This window comes from Myxococcales bacterium, from assembly GCA_016706225.1.
GTDB lineage: Bacteria > Myxococcota_A > Polyangia > Polyangiales > Polyangiaceae > JADJKB01.
The window spans coordinates 1183586-1200317 of record JADJKB010000005.1 but is presented as its reverse complement, the minus strand read 5'-3'; the positions used below and the strand labels follow the sequence as shown (position 1 = coordinate 1200317).

Here is a 16732-nt window from a genome sequence, read left to right as displayed (position 1 = left end):
GGCTTGCGCCGGTTCGCTCCCTAGCTCGCTGCGTCCACAACCGACAATTGCGATTCCGCCGATGAGCCAAACAAATACAAGGTCTGGCATCCGGCCCGTCCGTCGTCGTCTCATGGCCAAGTCAGTATGCATCCGCTCGAAGCAGCGACTGCCCTCGCGTTCTTTCGGTCACGTTGCCCCTCGTCCCAAAGTGATTGGGTCCCGTGTGCTTGCTCTCGGCCCGAGGGCTCTCGCTCTGTGATGGGCTTTCCAGCGGGTCGCCAGTCTCGCAGAGCTGAGGGCCCGGTTGGAGGTTCATCACTGGTGGATCCGGGTCGGACCATCGCGGAGATCGACTGCGCGCCCTGCCACCTTGCGCCCCGATGGGCCTGCAAGCACGTCGTCCCAGGGCAGCAGCGCGTGACGCCCCGCGATCATCGGCGCTGACCGCTGCTATTCTCGGGGGGCGTGGAGGAGCACCAATGAAGTCGCGGCTTTTCTTCTGGACGGTGCTGGTTGCGTCGGCAGCGATACTGGATGCCTGCGGAGGCAAGACCGACAATCCGCTCGAATCCTGTACTCCCGGTGAGATCCGCGTCTGCGGGGCGAAGGGCTCCTGCTATGAGCAGTGTCTCGCCAGCGGCGACGCTTACTCGGACTGCACGTGCGGCGGTGCGGGGTCGGGCGGTGGCGGTTACGGCGGCTACCCGGTCGGCGGCACAGGCGCCTACGGTGGGTACCCGATCGGCGGCAGCGGCGGCGATCCCGGCGGCAGCGGCGGCCTGCCGTGCGGGAATTGTCCCGAGTACAAGCTCCCCGGGCTATTCGACATGAAGCCGTGCTGTTCGGTCAGCGGCGGCTGTGGGGCACTGGTGGAGCCCAGCGTGGCTGCGCTCATCGGCATGAACCCGGGTTGCTACCCGACGAACCAAGCGGGCGCGGTCGATCCGAGCTGTCCCGCGCTCTTCTATCCGAACCTACTCGATGGCGGTCCCGGCAGCTTCGCGGGATGTTGCTCTGCGACGACTGGCACCTGCGGCGTGATGATCGACACCACATCGATCGGCGGGCCTTACTTCGGCTGCACCGAGGTCGGGGCCGCCGGCGGTGCGCCGCAGAAGTGTGGCAGCTCGAGCGGCAACTGCAGCGTGTGTGCGCACGCGCAGTGCTCCGTCGAGCTGAACGCGTGCACGTCGAACCAACAATGCACCCAGATTCTGTCTTGTGTCTCCGCGTGCACGGAGCAGGCCTGCGTCGACAAGTGCGTCACGGGCTACCCCGCAGGCAAGCCGACGTTCTACGGGTTCATGACCTGCGTCGAACAGAAGTGTCAGACGGAGTGCCAGTAGTTGCGTGCACCTGGTCCAACCTTGCGGCCCGATGGGCCAACCACATCTGCAAGCACGTCGTCCCAGGACCACCGGCGAAGGCCGGGCCGGATACCCGTCACGCCGTAGCGCCAGCGGACGACGAAGTCTTGCTCGGGTCGAGGCGACATGCTGAGCTTCCGGGCATGCGTCCCTGGTTGATGCTCCTCACAATCAGTTGGGTTGGGTGCGGCTCGGGCGAAACTGGAACGGGAAAGACTGCCGGTGGAGCAACAGTCGAGAGCTGCAAGAGCCAGTTCTCGCCCAGTGCGGGATACGGCTGGGAGGACGATCTGGCAACACCCACGTCGCCGCCGGACGGCGGCGTACCGCCTGCGGTCCCACCGCAAGAGCGTGCCGCATCCGATTGCGTGACGGCAGGTCAGCCGGCGACCGCTTGTGACGCGAATCTCTTGATGACGCGAGAGGCCGCGATATGCGTGGCCAAGAGCCTGGGGCTGTCGCCGGGAATTGCGGCGTGGAAGGCCAGCATCACGTATCACTTCAAGTACGAGCGAATCATCTGGAACGTCCAGAGCACGCTCCAGGACGACGGACAGGGCAGCCAGATGGGCACCTTCGTGGCTATCGACGCCATCGACGGCACGAGGCTCGGCGAAGGGCAGTGGGGATCCACTGCCTAGGCCCGTCGTCATCTGAAGCGGACGCACCAAGCCACGTCTCGTAAGTGATTTCCCAAAGTGTCCCGCGCCTCATCGCCGCTGCGCGCGCGATTCTTCGGGTTCGCGCCACCGAGGGCGCGGAGTAGAGGTGCTACACTGGCCGCGTGAAGACTCTCTGGTTCCTCCTACCGCTGGTCGGGGCCGGTGCCTGCGGCGGCTCGACCAGCAGCACGGCCCAACAGAACCCCGACGCTTTGATCGAGGAGCTCTGCGCCAAGATCTCGAGCGCCCAGTGCTCACCCATGACGGCAGAGGACTGCAACGCCCAGCTCCACGAGCAGCGCGCCAGCGAGGCGAAGACCGGCTGCACCGCAGCGTTCGACCAGGTCGTGACCTGCGGCATCGAGAAGTTCTCCGGCTGCGAGCACGACATCGACGACCTCTGCAAGCCGGAGCTCGACGCCCTCGATCAGTGCTCGCACCCGGGTAGCGGAGACGAGTGCAGCATGGGTCAGGGCGGCATGGGCCCGGGTGACCCGCCCTACAAGCAGAGCTGCAAGATCTCGTGCCCGACCTGGGGCGTCGATTGCGAAACCAAGGACTCCCCGACCGTGGTGTGCACCTGCACGGGCCCGAAGGCGGGCGTGACGTTTGCGCCCTCGAGCTGCCTCGAGCTGTCAACGACCGTCGGCGCCGAGTACTGCGCGGGATGATGCTGCGGGGCGACCTGGCCGTGCGAGCCATGCCCCCCGGAGCGAGTCATCGTGGCAGGATGGGAGCGCGAGCGTGTCGGCGCGCGTCCGCGGCGCGTGGCGCCGCAGGCTGGGTGGCGGATCGAAGCTGCAACGAGGCTTTCGACGACTGCGGTCAAGCGTCCGGAGGTTCGTCCGGGACCGGTGCCACTGGCGGTGCGTCGAGCGGCGGGAGCGGCGGCGTGCCCGCGAGCCCGAAGCCCCCGGACGGACCGTTTCCGGCACCGAGCGTCGCAGCCGCGAGCTGTTCCGCGCCGGGCACGGTCACCGACGTCTTCGATCTCGAGGGCGTTCGCGCTTGGCTCGTGCGGACCTGGTTCTTCTGCAACGGCGGTTCCATCTTCGATTCGCCCCACGATGGCATCGAGTTCGCAGAAGACGGTCACTGGTACTTTCTGGACCTGAAGCAGGGAGCGCTAGTGCGGCGCCAGGGCTTCTCGGGCGGCGGCGATTGGGACTTGGTCGACACGTCGAGCATGAACGGCCCCGGCCCCAACGCGGTCCAGCTAAACATCAACAGCTCCCAGGGCGGCGGCATCCCGGCCTTCGTTCGATTCGCGGTGGAGCCGCTGAAGCTCAATTTGAGCGCGTACCCGGGCGTGCCCACGGAGTATGTCGCGGCGAGCGCCGCAGGCCCGCCAGCCGCCTGCGCAGTGTGCGAGCATCCCTTGTTCACTTGCGGGAAACCGGGTTCGGAGTCCGTCGACTTCCAGCTGGAGTCGCAGCAGAGCGGCGGTTGCACCGGACGCATCGTGATGGCCGGGGGTGTGCCTTCCACCGAGCTGAAGATCCACTGCAGCCCCGCTGCAGTCTGTGCCAACGCTCTGCTCACCCACGGAGCTGACCGAGACGTCGTTCACCTGGAGCGGCGCGACGTGTAGCGCCTCGCATTGACGGGACGGCGGCTGACGCCGTCAACGTCGCGCCCTAGAGCGCCCCCGACTCCTCCGGCAGGACGAACGTCTTCCCGCCCGCATCGTAGTGGGTGGTCTTGCCAAACGTGCTGATGTCGTAGGCGACACTGGCGTCGAACGTGCCGGCCCAGGTTCCCGGAGTGTGATGGATCACCAACCGGCCCCCGCTTGGCACGGTGGCGAAGAACGCCTGGCTCGAGGCGGGGTCCTCGAGTTGGTCAGCGAACTCGGAGGCCTCGGTGAGAATGCTCTTCGGGATCCCGGGCCAGTAGACGGACTCGGTCACGACGTCGCCAAGATCATTCACCTGTGCCCACGCAAAGGAATCCACGATCGGGATCGATTGGTACTGCCTGTTGAGGACCGACGTGTACGCCACGAGGGTCCACTCCGGTGTCTCCGTCCCCGAGCCCCCGGCGCTCGCCGTCGTGTTGACCGTCACTTGGTCTATTTCGGCGGCGGGCAGGCCAGCGCCGACGAAGTACGACCGAACTTCAACGTTGTGCGCTTCCGCGCCCCCCGGCAGCGCTGGGCGTGCCCGCGAGGGCGCGTCGGCGTTCGGCAGGGCGAGCACGCTGCCGGTCTTCTGGATCGTGGCGAAGACCCCCCAAGGGCCGATCACCTTGTCCATTCCAAACTCGCTCTTCGTTTCGGTCACCGTCGGACCAATAGCGAAGCGCGAGTGGCTGAAGAGATGCGTGTACCCACTTTCGGTGCTCGCGCCTGCGGTACTGGCGGGCTCGTCGGGCGGCTCTGCGCAGCCGATGAGCCCGAGCGTCATCAAAGTCGCGACTGCGATTCTCATGGCAATCTCGCGCCTCGCCTCGAGGATACGCCCGGGTGGCGGGACACGCCACCCGTTGGCCTCACTCTGAATCGCCTGTCGCGAACTGGCACATCAACGCTCAGAACAATGCGCGCGGGCGTATCGGGGTAGGTGACACGCTCAGGTCTGCGGGTTTCGCGTGCTCGCGAGAGCGCTGAACCATTCGAGCAAGGCGTCTCCGTCGCGAAGCTCGAGTCGGTACGGCATGTACTGCTGGAGATGTGGATCCTTCAGGACTCCGGGCGCGAAAGATGCCGTGGTCGTAACAAAGCCCTTGGACGTGTTCGGGAACTTCGTGATGACGCCGAGCATGGCGTTCACTTCGTCACCTGTCACGCGGTGCCCCGTCGTGTAGCGTTTCACTTGGTCGAGAACGCAGATTTTGAGGTCGCCTCTCGTGGCAATCACATCACGACCAAGGTCGCCGCTGCGAGGCGTGAGCACGACCTCATACCCGTCGGCTCTGTACGCGCCGGCGACGAGCTCCTCCATCGTCCGCGGGTCGACTTTGCGCAAGAACTCAGGATCGTGCGCCACGGCGCGCACCAGGTCCGTCCATGGAACCATCACGGCTTCGACGACCTGGCCCTCAGGCACGCGCTCGCCCAGGCGGACCACGGCGGATTGAAGGAGCAGCTCGCGGTGCACGACTGCCGGCGCGAGAGCGTGCGCCTCGTCCCGCTCGGTGGCTGCGCCAACCGGAAGCACGAAACCTCGGCCATGAGCCTGCATGGGACTCGCTTGCGCATGCCCTTGAGCGAGGCGGACTTCTCCTGCGGTGACGCTGAGCGCTCCTGCCTCGGCGCGCAGTCGATAATGGCTCACCAGGCGCCCGAGACCACCGTTGGCGTGCTTCCCGGACTCATCATCATTGTCTCTCGACACGGTCCGAGAAGCGTACACCGGACTCATGGACATCCGGCGCGCGTTCGGCTGCTTCAGCCGAGGCCGGTCCCGCCTGCACGATCGCCCGTTGGTGCGGGCGCGCCGAGTGCCGCCGCCGGGTCATGCACCGCGAACAGTCGCCGCCCGCCGGGCGCCTCAAGACTCGATCGCGCTGGACCAGGGCTCCAGGTCGGCCTGGATGATCGTGAACGAGAAGACGTGCCGCCCGCCCTCTTCCATGAGCGCCTCGTAGTCGTCCAGCGTGACCGCGCATGTCCTGCCGCGCAGTCCCATCAGAGCGAACGGAAACAGTTGCCGATTCGTGGGGTCTTCCCACGGGAACAGCAGGGCGCCGAGCGTGTTGCGCGCGCCAACGAGTGGATCGCACGTGAACGCCAGCAGGTCCATGGCTTCCGCTGTCTTCAACCGCGCCCGAACACGGGACGGACGGTTCCCGAGCTCCGTGATCGTCGGGAGCTGCTCGAGCACCTGCAAGAGCTGCTCCCACGGGACGGACGGCGCGTCAGGACTCGGCAGTCGGGTCTGGTCTTCGGACCCAACGCTCATTGCTTGCACCACCTCGAGGAAGCTTTGACCGCGCATGGCGGCCACCGCCTCCAGGAGATTTCCCGGGCCCCGCCGGCGCGAGCCGCCGTACGACCCGCGGTCGCCCCGGCGCTTCAGGTGTCTGATTGAGCCCATCGACTGACCACCAGGGTTGCGATCACTCTGCCGCGCTCGCCTTCACTCGGATGACGCAACTGTGCCCCGTGACCATCGCCGCGCCTTGTCGCGCAAGGCGTCTGGCTGCTTCGACATCGTCCAGCGTTTCGAGCTCGAGCGTTACGTTCTGCTCCTCGCTCGTACTGCCACTCGATAATGCGGCCTCTGCGGCCAACGTCAGCAACCGACGACGGGCGTTTTCAATCGCGACCTCGCGCGCTTCGAGAGCCCGTTCGATCTCAGAGCGTAACTGTGGCGGGGCATCCCAGCCCGCAAAGTGCTTTGCCTGGTAGTCCCACCACGCGTTCTCGTCTCCGCTGGCGGCGTCGCCGCCCGCGCGGCAGATGCGAAGCCCGAGCAGCGTACCGTCATCCCAAAGCACGTCAGCGACCCATTCCTCCGTCCCGAGAGCTCCGCGCCACAGGTGGGTGCCTCGCTCCCTGGCTCGTGAGACCAAGATCGAATTCAATAGTGCTCGGTCCGGCTCGGACAGCCTGATCATGCGCAGCCGACGTTTCAGCACTTCGAGGGGAAACCGTCTTGCCAAGAGTCCAATGCCTTCATCGAGGAACGACACGGACGCGATGACGCTGCCGCCGAAATCGACTTCGATGGTCTCGCCGGCGTCCCAAGCGCTCTCGATCGCCCGGCGCAGCTTGGCCCCATCCGCACGGGACACGCGCGTTGCACCGCAGATTGCTTCCACTTCGAGGCGCGGCACTAGAACACCTCCACCTGCTCGTGGCCCTTCGAGTCATGCAAGGGCCGCCTCGGATCAAAGCGTGCGTGAACGGTCGTCCCGCCGAGCCGGGATCCTTGTTCCTCGCCCCGCACGCGAAGACCCGGCCCGAACGACGCTGCGGCCGATAGGCTTCGTATCGTCATCACGCCGTCCCTCATCACGACTTGTTGCCGGACGTTTCCGAGGCCCAGCCCGCCGCTTCGCTCTCGCCTGGAGGTCAGCCCGCTGGTGACGGCTTGCACGAGCAGTTCCGTGTCGGTCTGTTGAGCGCCAGCGATGCCGGGCCGAAGGCTCTGGCGCAAGGCGCGAGGGATCCCGATGCCGGCGTCGGCCACTGCGCAGTCGACCATGCCCGAATCGTCACGCAAGGACGCCACCAGGCAACCGATCGGGGACAGGGAGTGGTCGAACGCATTGGTCAGGAGCTCCATGAAGCACAGGCGCACGGAGAACCGCGCTTCTTCGACGACTCCGTTGGCGCCCTGCGCGAACTCGTCCGCGAGGCGGTCGACAAAGGCGGGGTCGTGGGCGCGCAGTTGCCGCGCCTCGAAAGTCGAGGCTGGCTTCCAATCGCCATTCGGACTCTCACACAGCTCCTGGAAGCCCAAACGAATAAACAACGCGCTCGTCTCGCTGCTCGCGGGGGCACGGAATCTAGGCGCAGACTCTGCCCGGGAGTGACGCGAGATCACCGCAGCAGCGATGGTGGCAATCGCGAAAGCGTCGATGGACTCACAGCGCCGCGCATCTATCTCGGCAACGTCGGCGGCTTCGAGCGAGATGCAGCAGGCCACGATTGCGTCGGCGTTTTCCAAGCCACACACTGCCGGGAGCTCAACGACGTCCGCCATCTAACCTGTCTCCAAGCTACCGCGGATTTCCCTCCCGCTCCACCGGTCCCAACGAAAGAGGGTCTCGACCGTGGGTCTAGTGCGTCCGGAACGTGTTCCACGTCGACGTGCCCAAGGCCAGCGCCGCGTAGATCTCGAAGAGATGAAGCTCGACCGGGTTCGCGATCTCCACAGCGGCGGCGCGCAGTCCGCACAAGTAGTCCCGTTTCGCGTGGAAGACGGCAAGGAACTCGGGGTCGGCCATGGCTCCTGCGCGGGTCATCGAGTGATTCATGGCTTCCTCGGCCATGCGGTACGCGAGCGTGGCACGCCAAGATGTCCCCACCTTCCACGCGACAGCCCGCGTCGCACCCGCACGTTTTCATCCATTTGTCCCCCCGCCCCCACTTGATACTCTCACCTCCCCAATGCTCGTCTCCGACCAGCGCTCCTACTACCGCGCCGCCCTCGCGGGCCTCCGGTTCGTCGAGCAGCGCACGCCGACGACGCGGCGCTTCGGGGCCGATGCGGACGCCCGCTGGCGGGCGTTCCAGGGTGACCTGACCACCGCGGATCGCATCGACCTGATGCTCCGCGACGCCGACGCGCAGTGGCCCGGCGCGTTTGGGGCGCGGACGGTGTTCGACCTGCACGGCACGGCCGAGGACGAAGCCTTCGGCGCGAACTGGAGCCCGCTCGACCCCGTGGACGCCGAAGAGCTCTGGCGCGCGCTCCCGTCTCCACGGGGCATCGAGGACGCTCTCTCTGCCGCCGCCGATGCCTGGGGGCTGACCCTCTCGCCGTTTGACGTGGGCCCCGTGAACGCCAGCGATCAACTCGTGGTCGCGGGGCCAAGCGCGATTGCGGCGTGCATTCGCACCTTCGCCAGCACACCGGCCCTCGACTGGGCGGACCAGGTCGTGTGCGTCGCGACTCCTCCCTCGCACCGGCAGCTCGCGGCCCTCGGCGCGGCCCTCCTCAACAGCACCAAGCCCACGGTGTTCGGGCCGGGGAAGGGTCGCCGCGCGCTCGTGTCGGACGACGCGGCGCCGGCGGACCTCGAGGCAGCGCAGTGCTGAGCCAGGCCCGAATTCTGCTGTCGGGGACGACCGTCCACGCGCACGAGCGCGAGGGGCTGAGCTTCGTCGAGCAGAACCTACCGGACCGCGATCCGTTCCACGTCTGGGAGCTCTTCGAGCTGATCGACCCGACGAGCGGGCGACTCTACGAGATCGACCTTCTGGTGATGGGGTACGCCGCGCTCTACTTGGTCGAGCTCAAGGGCGGTCCCGGCAAGTACGCGGGCAACGCCAACGACTGGTCGCGCGCCGAGCCGGGCCAGCCGTCTCGGTACATGGACCCGCCGCTGTCCCTGACCAACCACAAGTCGAAGGTCTTGAAGAGCCGCCTCGCGCACAAGCTCGGGGAACGGCGCATCCCGTGGATCCAGGCGCTCGTCTTCCTGAGCGCGGAGGGCGTCGAGCTCGACCTCACTGCGGAAGGTCGCGTGGGGGTGGTCACCCGGCGAGACGTGATCCGCGCGCTGACCCACCACGAGTTTCCCGGTTCGGAGCGCGAGCGCACGTTGCGCCCCATCGATCGTCCGACCGCACGGGATGTGGTGCGGGCGATTGGCGAGCTCGGCATTCGGCCGCGCAAGGGCCGTGCATACGTGGGGCCGTACGAGCTCGGGGAAGTGCTCGAAGACGGGACCGCGTATCAGGACCGCGTCGCACAGCACCGCGACCGGACGAGCATTCGCCGGCGCGCGCGCATCTACCTGGTGCCGCAGCAGACTAGCGTCGAGCGCCGCCAGGCCCTGCTCCGGGCGGCCGATCGCGAGGCCCAGCTCTTGTACGAGCTGCGCGAGCACCCGGGGATCTTGCGCTTCGCCGACTACGTCACCGACGCGCCGCTCGGGCCAACCGTGCTCTTCGACGAGCTGCCGGACGCGCTGCCACTCGATGCGTTCATGCGCCAGAACCCCGACCTGCCCGCCGCCGAGCGCATCAGCTTGATCGCGCAGATCGGGCGGGCGCTCGCGTTCTGTCACAAGAAGCAGATCGTCCACGGGGCGCTGAGCCCCGAGTCCGTGCTGGTGCGGCGCCGGCCCGACTCGGGTGAGCTCGAGACCCGCGTCTACAACTTCCAGCTCGGGGCGGGCGCGGATCTGAGCGCGACGGTCCACGTGTCTTTGCTCGCAACCAAGAGCTTCTCCGCGTACCAGGCGCCGGAGCTGCGCGAGGATCCCTCGCGGCGCGCGCCCGTGTCCGACATGTTCAGCCTGGGCGCGGTCGCGTATTTCGTGCTGACGGGCAAGGCCCCCGCGGAGTCGGGCGCCGATCTCGACGAGCGGCTCGCGGTCGACCGCAGCCTCAACCCTCGCACCGTCAACGACGGGATCCACTCCGCCGCCGCGGAGGCGGTGGAGCTCGCCACTCAGCTCTCGCCGGTGAATCGCGCCGACGACGTCGAGAGCTGGGTCGAGATCCTGGTCACCGAAACGCAGCACGACGGCGCCCGCGAGCCCGATGCCGTCGTCGATCCGCTGACGGCGCAGCCGGGCGACATGCTGGGCGACCTGATGGTCGAAGCCGTCCTGGGACAAGGCGCGACCGCGCGTGTGCTGAAGGTTCTCTGGGAGAACGACAACCGCAGCTATGCGCTCAAGGTGAGCCTGGGCCCGGAGCACGACGCGCGGCTCGCCGCCGAGGAACGCGCGCTCCGGCGCCTGCGCAGCTCACGCATCGTCGAGCACGTCACGACGCGCGTGCTCTCCGAACGCACGGCGCTGCTCCTGTCGCTCGCGGGTGACCGCACGCTGTATCGCGACCTCGCCGATCAAGGCCCGGTCTCCCTCGACTTCGCCTCTCGCTACGGAGACGACCTCCTGAGCGCGCTGGTCGAGCTCGAGGACAAGCAGATCCAGCATCGCGACATCAAGCCCGCAAACCTCGGCGTCGGCACCGCGACGAAAGGCGCGTATCGCCTGGTGCTGTTCGACTTCTCACTGGCCGAGGCGAGCGCAAGCGATCTCGGCATCGGCACCACCGCGTATCGCGACCCGTTTCTGCGCGCGCGTGGGGCGTGGGACGCCGCCGCCGATCGCTGGAGCGCCGCGGTCACGCTGCACGAGATGCTCGCCGGCATGCGTCCGAGCTTCGGCGCGCGCGCCGCGCTCGACCCGGAGGCCAAGCTCGCCATTGCCGCCGAGCGCTTCGACGCCTCGGTGCGTACCGGCCTTTCGCAGTTCTTCGAGCGCGCGCTGCACCGCGATGCCGAGCTCCGCTTTGCCAGCGCGAACGAGATGCTGCACGCCTGGGCGCGCTGCTTCGAGGCGCCCGCGCTGCCCGTGACTCCGCCGACCGTCGAGTCGGGAAAACCCGAGCCGGAGCCCGAGCAGCTCAGCGACGATCGGATCGCGCTGATCACGCCGGACACGCCGATCGACTCCCTGCCGCTCTCGGCTCGCGCGAAGAACGCCCTCGATCGTGCGGGCGCGACCTGCGCGCAGGATCTGCTCTCGCTGCCGGACAATCGCCTCTCTGCGGTGCGCGGCGTGGGGCGCGGCGTGGCCCGCGAGATCCTCGCGCTGCGCGAGCGCTGGCAGTCCCTGACCGCGGTGCAGCTGCAGCCGGCCGAGCCGTTCTTCGCGGGCTACCAGGGCGACGACCTGATGGTCTCCATGGCCGGGCTCGACGAGACCGCGTCGCAGGCGCTGGTGAACGCCGGGCTGCGCTCGCTGCGCGCGCTGGCCCAGACTCCGGGGACGCAGATCGCCCAGCTCGCTCGCGCGGCGTCGCTCGACGAGTCGGTGCTCCGCGCCTTGCTCGAGCGCGAGCACACCCTGGCCGGGGAACGCGAGCACCCGACCACGATCGAGGGATTTCTCGAAGCGCTCATGCCGCGAGGCAAGACCCAGCGCCGGTACTTTTCCGCGCTGTTCGGCCTCAGCGAGCCGTTCCTCGGCCGGCTCGACGTAACGGTGCGCGAGCTCGCCGATCACTTCGAGAAGACCCCCGCGCTCTTCTACATCGCGTTGATGAAGCAGCGCGAAGTCTGGTCGAAGCAACCTGCGGTCACCGATCTGCGCGAGCGCGTGCGCGCGCTACTCGACGGGGTGGGCGGCGCCCTGCCCTTGGCGCGCGCGGCGGACCTTTTGGTCGATGCCTTGGCGCACGATCGAGAAGCCGCGCCCGAGCTGATCCGCGCACGCGCGGCGGGCCTCCTGCGCGTCGTCGCTGAGACCGAGAAGGCCGAGCCTTTGGGCCTGCGCCTCTCGCGCTTGCTCGACGACCAGAGCTGGCTCGTCGCGCGAGAAGACCTCGCCGACGTCCTGCGCCTGCTCGGCGAGCGCGCCGACGAGCTCGCCGCGCGGCCGGTGCTCGCCTCCCCCGCCGAGGTCACGCGGGCGCTCGTCGAGCTCACGGAGAGCACTCCTCTCGCGAGCCTAGCGCCCGAGCGACTGGTTGATCTCGCTGTGTCCGCCAGCCGCACCGCGGCCCGCTCGGCGCGCTTCGAGATCTACCCGCGCGGGCTGCCGGCCGAGCGCGCGCTCGAGCTCAGCGCCGCGCTGCTCTACGTCGTGCAGTCCGCTGCGTTCCAGCGTGCGCTGACGCCGGAGCTGATCCAGCAGCGTGTCTCGGCGCGCTACCCCGAGGCTCAGGCCCTTCCCGAGCGACCCGCGCTGGACGAGCTGCTCTCGCGCTACGGCCTGATCTTCGACGCGGAGAGCGGCAGCTATCACCGCCCCGGCGAACGCCCGAACCCGACGCACACCGCCGCGCTGACCAAGATCACCAGCGCCGTCACAGGCCAGCCCCGCGCGCAGGACGGCCGCGCCGCGACCGCGCAGGACTTCGAAGACACGGTGCGCGCCTTGCTCGAGCGCCAGGCCCTGTGCGTCCTCGGCGTCACTGCCGACGTCGCGCTCGACGCCGCGCGTCGCTTGAAGCAGCGCTTCGGCCTCGTGCCGCAGTCCTTCGATGCGCTGTTGATCGCGGAGATGAAGCAGCAGATCGCGAAGCACCGCGTGGACCCCGAGAAGGTCTTCGAGACCGATCGGCTCGGACCCGGCAGCCCCGGCTGGCCCAACCTGCTGCGGCTCGCGAGCTCCGCCGCCGACGAGGTCGCGAGCCGCCTGTTCCCGCCCAAGGAGCCGCTCCTCTTGGTGCAGCCCGGGCTCATCGCGCGCTATCGCCTCGAGCGCTTCCTCGCGCGCGCGATCGAGGCGTCCCGCGACGACGACGCGCGCGCCATCTTTCTCCTGGTCCCCGGGCGCGACACCGGCACGACCCCGCGCATCAACGGCGAGCTCGCCATCCCCGGCCTGCTCGCTTCCCAGTCCACCTGGATCCCGCGCGAGTGGCTCTCGAACGCGCATCACGCGGCGGCATGAAGATGGCCCGCCCCAAGAAAACCACCTCGAAGGCGAAGAAGAACGCCGAGCTCGCTCCGCTCGCCGATCCGCGCGCGCCCCTCGATGGCGCGGCGTTCCTCAAGGCCGCCCAGCGCGTGCTGCGCTTGCTCGCGGACGATCTCGCCAAGCGCGCGACGACGTCGCCGGCGGTGACGGCCACGCTGAAGGCGCGGCACGCGGCGGAGGTCGAGGCGCGCCGCACCGCTGACGCCTTCGTGGTGTGGCAGCAGAGCTTCGTGGAGCAGGTCGCGGCGGCCTGGCTGCTCTCGTGCGTGTTCGCCCGCGTGCTCGAAGACCGGGGGCTGCTCGGCCGCGCGCGCATCGCCGGGCCCGGGGCCACCGACAGCCAGCAGCTGTTCCTGGAGCTCGCCCCTTCTCTCACCGAGCGCGACTACCTGCTCACGGTCTTCCGCGAGCTCTCGCGCTTCGCGGCGGCGCGGGATCTCTTCGATGCGCGGCACAACCCCGTTTGGCTCCTGGCGCCGAGCGCGGAGGTCACGAAGGAGCTGCTCGCCCTCTTCCGCACGCCGAACGCGAGCGAGCCCGCCTTCCGCTTCGGCGCCAGCGACACGCGCTTCCTGGGCGATCTGTACCAAGACCTGTCGGAAGACGTGAAGAAGCGCTTCGCCCTGCTCCAAACGCCACGCTTCGTCGAGAGCTTCATCCTCGATCGCACGCTGGAGCGCGCCATCGAGCGCTTCGGCCTGAACGAGACCACGCTCATCGATCCGACCTGCGGCAGCGGCCACTTCTTGCTCGGAGCGTTCGATCGCCTGTTCGACCATCGCCTGCGTGCCGAACCCGGGCTCGAGCCCCGCGAAGCCGCGCGCAAGGCCCTCGACGCGGTGTTCGGCGCGGATATCAACCCCTACGCCGTCGCCATCGCGCGCTTCCGGCTGACGCTCGCGTACCTGGAGAAGGCGGGCTTCACGCTGCTAAAGGACGCACCGGCGTTGCCGCTGCACCTGGTGGTGGCAGATTCGTTGCTGCACAACCCGCAGGCGCGCGGCATGACCACGGTCGGCGCGCAACAGACCTTCGGCGAGGTCAGCGGCCAGTCGCGCGCGATCTGGGACAGCGATCTCTACCAGCTCGAGGACGAAGCCGCGGCGCGGGAGGTGCTCCACCGGCAGTACGCGGCGGTGGTCGGGAACCCGCCGTACATTGCACCGAAGGACCACGCTCGGTCACAACAATACCAGGCGATGTATCCCTCAGCGCGGCGCAAGTATGCACTCACGATTCCGTTCGCGGAGCGTTTCTTTCAGCTCGCACGTGCTCGCGGCGCGGTCGGCATGATCACGGCCAACTCCTTCATGAAGCGAGAGTTCGGGAAGACGCTAATCGAAGACTACCTCCCGACCGTGAACCTCGACCTAGTGATCAACACCAGCGGCGCTTATATCCCCGGGCATGGCACTCCCACCGTTCTGCTTTTCGGGACGGCAGAGGCAGCCAGGGCAAGAAAGTGCACAGCGTGCTGGCCAGTCGCGGCGAACCGAGCACACCGGACAACGCAGAGCAGGGCGTGGTCTGGCGAAGCATCGCGGACCATTGGAGCGAGACGGGCTTCGAAAACGAGTACATCTCTGTGACAGACGTGGAGCGCACGAGCCTCGCGAAGCATCCGTGGAGCCTTGGTGGCGGCGGGGCCAGCGAGCTCAAAGAACTCTTGGAGGATCGCGCCGAGAAGCGCCTCTCGGATCTAGTCGCCAGTATTGGCGTGGACACCATCACTCGCGCTGGCGACCTGCTCGAAATGCCACCGACCGAGTACGCGCGACTCGGCGTGGAACCCGGCGTGCTCTTGGCGCAGCCGATCGGCGAGGAGATTCGCGACTGGGCCCTTGTTGCCAGAGACTCGATTGCCGTTCCCTACGACCGAGCAACCTGGGTCGTGGAGCAGCTCGAGCGATGGCCAGGCTTGGCGAGATTCCTCTGGCCGCACCGGAGCTGGCTCGCACAGCGATTTGTATCGGGCGGCACTCGGATGTGTGACGTAGGGATGCCCTATTGGGCCATTCCGCAGCTCCCAGCACAGAAGCACCGCACGCCCACCTCCATCGCGTGGGCGTTTGTCGCCACCCACAACCACTTCGTCCTCGACCGCGGCGGCAAGGTGTTCAACCGCTCGGCCCCCATCATCAAGCTCCCCGAATCCGCCGCCGAAGACGACCACTACGCCCTGCTCGCCTACCTGAACAGCTCGACGGCGTGTTTCTGGATGAAGCAGGTGTTCCACGACAAGGGGTCGGGAACTGACACCGGAAAGTGGCAGGACGAACCCGCGAAGATCGCCTACGAGTTCGCCGGTACCCAACTTGGCGAGTGCCCCATCCCTGCGCCGCTTGTTGACGCCGCAGACGTCGTGCTCGCACGCCACGCCGCGAAGTTGGCGCAGGCGCGCGCAGGCGCTCTCGAGCAGCGCCTACGCGCCGAGCTGCCGCAATCTGGAGTCGCGCTCCGAGAGTTGCTCGCGGAGCTCGAGAAGGACGACGCTTCGATGCTCGCCCAGCTCGTGGTCCTCCAGGAGGAGCTAGATTGGCGCTCCTACGTTCGCTGGGACCTCTGTGAGCGTGAGCTCATCCTCGAGGATCCGAGCGTGCTGCTCGGGGTGGGGGTCGAAGTTGGGCATCGTCCGTTCGAGCTACGGCTGGCCCGTCGGGGTTTGGCCACGGGAATCGATGACCACCGCCTGTCACCGACCCTTCCTGACCACTTGCCAGACCGGCTCGCGAAACTCTGGGAGAACCGATGCCAGAGCCTGGACGCGAGCGCGGAGCTGCGCATCATCGAGACACCAGACTACAAGCGACGCTGGTTCATTACTCCAAAACATCTGGCCGGAGCGGTGCTCACCTTCGAGCGCCGCGCGCGCGAGACGCTGTCGCGGATGCTATTCGAAGAGCTGGAAAGAGGCCTGTCCGAGGGCAAAGCACCGCTCCGCGCGGGTGACGTCGTTCGGGGTGTCCTGCAGAACGGCTTCGTCTCAGCGGCGATCGGCTACCTGATGCCGGAGCGCGACGCGGCAGCGGTCCTGACCGAACTGCTCACGGACGACCAAGCCCCATACATCGCGTGTCTGCGTTTCACCGGCGCCGGCCTGGAGAAGCATGACTTCTGGCGGACAACTTGGGACGAACAGCGAGCCGAAGATGCCGGTGCATCGGCGGTCCCCGCCGTTCCGCCGAAATACGCACGTGAGGACTACTCAACTCCGCGGCTCTGGGAGCTGCGCGGCAAGCTCGACGTGCCGAAGGAGCGCTTCATCTCCTACCCCGGCTGCGAGAGCGACGAAGACCGCGAGCCCGTCTACGGCTGGGCCGGCTGGAACCACCTCCAGCGCGCCCAAGCCCTCGCCGCCCTCTACCAAGATCGCAAGCAGCGCGAGGGCTGGAGCAAGGATCGCCTGACCCCAATGCTCGCCGGCCTGCTCGAGCTCATCCCCTGGATCAAGCAGTGGCACAACGAGCCGAGCCAGGAGTTCGAAGGCCTCCGCCTCGGCGACTACTTCCAGAGCTACCTCGAAGGCGAATGCCGCGAGCTCGGGCTGACGGTCGAGGAGCTGAGGGAGTGGAGACCGGAGCGCAAATCCCGCGCTGCGCGCGCCACGAAGAAGGCCAAGGCGGCCGAGGTTGAGGGGGACTGAGCTTGAGCGCCGAGGGCATCGTG

14 protein-coding genes are annotated in these 16732 nt (G+C 67.7%); 8 read left to right on the top strand and 6 right to left on the bottom strand.

All coding sequences use genetic code 11. From position 1 onward, the window contains the following. Window positions 1-461: 461 nt before the first annotated feature. From IPI67_12980 to IPI67_12965, 4 genes are all read left to right on the top strand, one after another. A complete protein-coding gene (locus IPI67_12980; GenBank protein ID MBK7581114.1) occupies window positions 462-1328 on the top strand; it encodes a hypothetical protein in 867 nt (288 codons plus the stop codon). Window positions 1329-1492: 164 nt separating this feature from the next. Further along, window positions 1493-1990, top strand: a complete 498-nt coding sequence (locus IPI67_12975) for a hypothetical protein (protein MBK7581113.1) — start codon at window positions 1493-1495, stop codon at window positions 1988-1990. A 143-nt stretch (window positions 1991-2133) separates the two neighbouring features. After that, a complete protein-coding gene (locus IPI67_12970; GenBank protein MBK7581112.1) occupies window positions 2134-2682 on the top strand; it encodes a hypothetical protein in 549 nt (182 codons plus the stop codon). 59 nt (window positions 2683-2741) lie between these two features. Further along, window positions 2742-3602, top strand: a complete 861-nt coding sequence (locus IPI67_12965; GenBank protein ID MBK7581111.1) for a hypothetical protein — start codon at window positions 2742-2744, stop codon at window positions 3600-3602. A 46-nt stretch (window positions 3603-3648) separates the two neighbouring features. On the opposite strand, the gene IPI67_12960 is transcribed toward IPI67_12965, so the two are convergent. The 6 genes from IPI67_12960 to IPI67_12935 all read right to left on the bottom strand — a co-directional run bounded on the left by IPI67_12960 (window position 3649) and on the right by IPI67_12935 (window position 7936). Beyond that, window positions 3649-4293, bottom strand: a complete 645-nt coding sequence (locus IPI67_12960) for a hypothetical protein (GenBank protein ID MBK7581110.1) — start codon at window positions 4291-4293, stop codon at window positions 3649-3651. Window positions 4294-4581: 288 nt separating this feature from the next. Next, window positions 4582-5346: a restriction endonuclease gene (locus IPI67_12955; protein ID MBK7581109.1), complete on the bottom strand. Its 765-nt coding sequence runs from the start codon at window positions 5344-5346 to the stop codon at window positions 4582-4584. A 156-nt stretch (window positions 5347-5502) separates the two neighbouring features. Beyond that, window positions 5503-5949, bottom strand: a complete 447-nt coding sequence (locus IPI67_12950; protein MBK7581108.1) for a hypothetical protein — start codon at window positions 5947-5949, stop codon at window positions 5503-5505. 121 nt (window positions 5950-6070) lie between these two features. Continuing rightward, window positions 6071-6790, bottom strand: coding sequence for a DUF4325 domain-containing protein (locus IPI67_12945; GenBank protein ID MBK7581107.1), 720 nt, complete (start codon window positions 6788-6790; stop codon window positions 6071-6073). Further along, entirely contained in the window at window positions 6790-7662 is an 873-nt protein-coding gene (locus IPI67_12940; protein ID MBK7581106.1) for an ATP-binding protein, read from the bottom strand. The genes IPI67_12945 and IPI67_12940 overlap by 1 nt, the downstream gene beginning before the upstream one ends. A 76-nt stretch (window positions 7663-7738) precedes the next feature. Continuing rightward, a complete protein-coding gene (locus tag IPI67_12935) occupies window positions 7739-7936 on the bottom strand; it encodes a hypothetical protein (protein MBK7581105.1) in 198 nt (65 codons plus the stop codon). Between the two features lie 133 nt (window positions 7937-8069). On the opposite strand from IPI67_12935, the gene IPI67_12930 reads away from it, so the two are divergent. Genes IPI67_12930 through pglX (IPI67_12915) form a run of 4 tightly spaced genes read left to right on the top strand, consistent with a single transcriptional unit; the run spans window position 8070 to window position 16709 of the window. Further along, window positions 8070-8720, top strand: a complete 651-nt coding sequence (locus IPI67_12930) for a hypothetical protein (protein MBK7581104.1) — start codon at window positions 8070-8072, stop codon at window positions 8718-8720. Beyond that, window positions 8714-13039: a BREX system serine/threonine kinase PglW gene (gene pglW, locus IPI67_12925; GenBank protein MBK7581103.1), complete on the top strand. Its 4326-nt coding sequence runs from the start codon at window positions 8714-8716 to the stop codon at window positions 13037-13039. Before IPI67_12930 ends, pglW begins: the two co-directional genes overlap by 7 nt. Then, window positions 13006-14655, top strand: a complete 1650-nt coding sequence (gene pglX, locus IPI67_12920; GenBank protein ID MBK7581102.1) for a BREX-2 system adenine-specific DNA-methyltransferase PglX — start codon at window positions 13006-13008, stop codon at window positions 14653-14655. The genes pglW and pglX (IPI67_12920) overlap by 34 nt, the downstream gene beginning before the upstream one ends. Beyond that, on the top strand, window positions 14538-16709 hold the full coding sequence (gene pglX, locus IPI67_12915) for a BREX-2 system adenine-specific DNA-methyltransferase PglX (protein MBK7581101.1): 2172 nt from the start codon (window positions 14538-14540) through the stop codon (window positions 16707-16709). The genes pglX (IPI67_12920) and pglX (IPI67_12915) overlap by 118 nt, the downstream gene beginning before the upstream one ends. Window positions 16710-16732 lie beyond the last annotated feature (23 nt).

Bases quoted from the DNA above. Each gene is read 5' to 3' on its own strand.
- IPI67_12975 (MBK7581113.1), top strand. From the start codon at position 1,493: ATGCGTCCCTGGTTGATGCTCCTCACAATCAGTTGGGTTGGGTGCGGC.
- IPI67_12935 (MBK7581105.1), bottom strand. From the start codon at position 7,936: ATGAATCACTCGATGACCCGCGCAGGAGCCATGGCCGACCCCGAGTTC.
- IPI67_12965 (MBK7581111.1), top strand. From the start codon at position 2,742: ATGGGAGCGCGAGCGTGTCGGCGCGCGTCCGCGGCGCGTGGCGCCGCA.
- IPI67_12980 (MBK7581114.1), top strand. From the start codon at position 462: ATGAAGTCGCGGCTTTTCTTCTGGACGGTGCTGGTTGCGTCGGCAGCG.
- IPI67_12930 (MBK7581104.1), top strand. From the start codon at position 8,070: ATGCTCGTCTCCGACCAGCGCTCCTACTACCGCGCCGCCCTCGCGGGC.
- IPI67_12950 (MBK7581108.1), bottom strand. From the start codon at position 5,949: ATGCGCGGTCAAAGCTTCCTCGAGGTGGTGCAAGCAATGAGCGTTGGG.
- IPI67_12940 (MBK7581106.1), bottom strand. From the start codon at position 7,662: ATGGCGGACGTCGTTGAGCTCCCGGCAGTGTGTGGCTTGGAAAACGCC.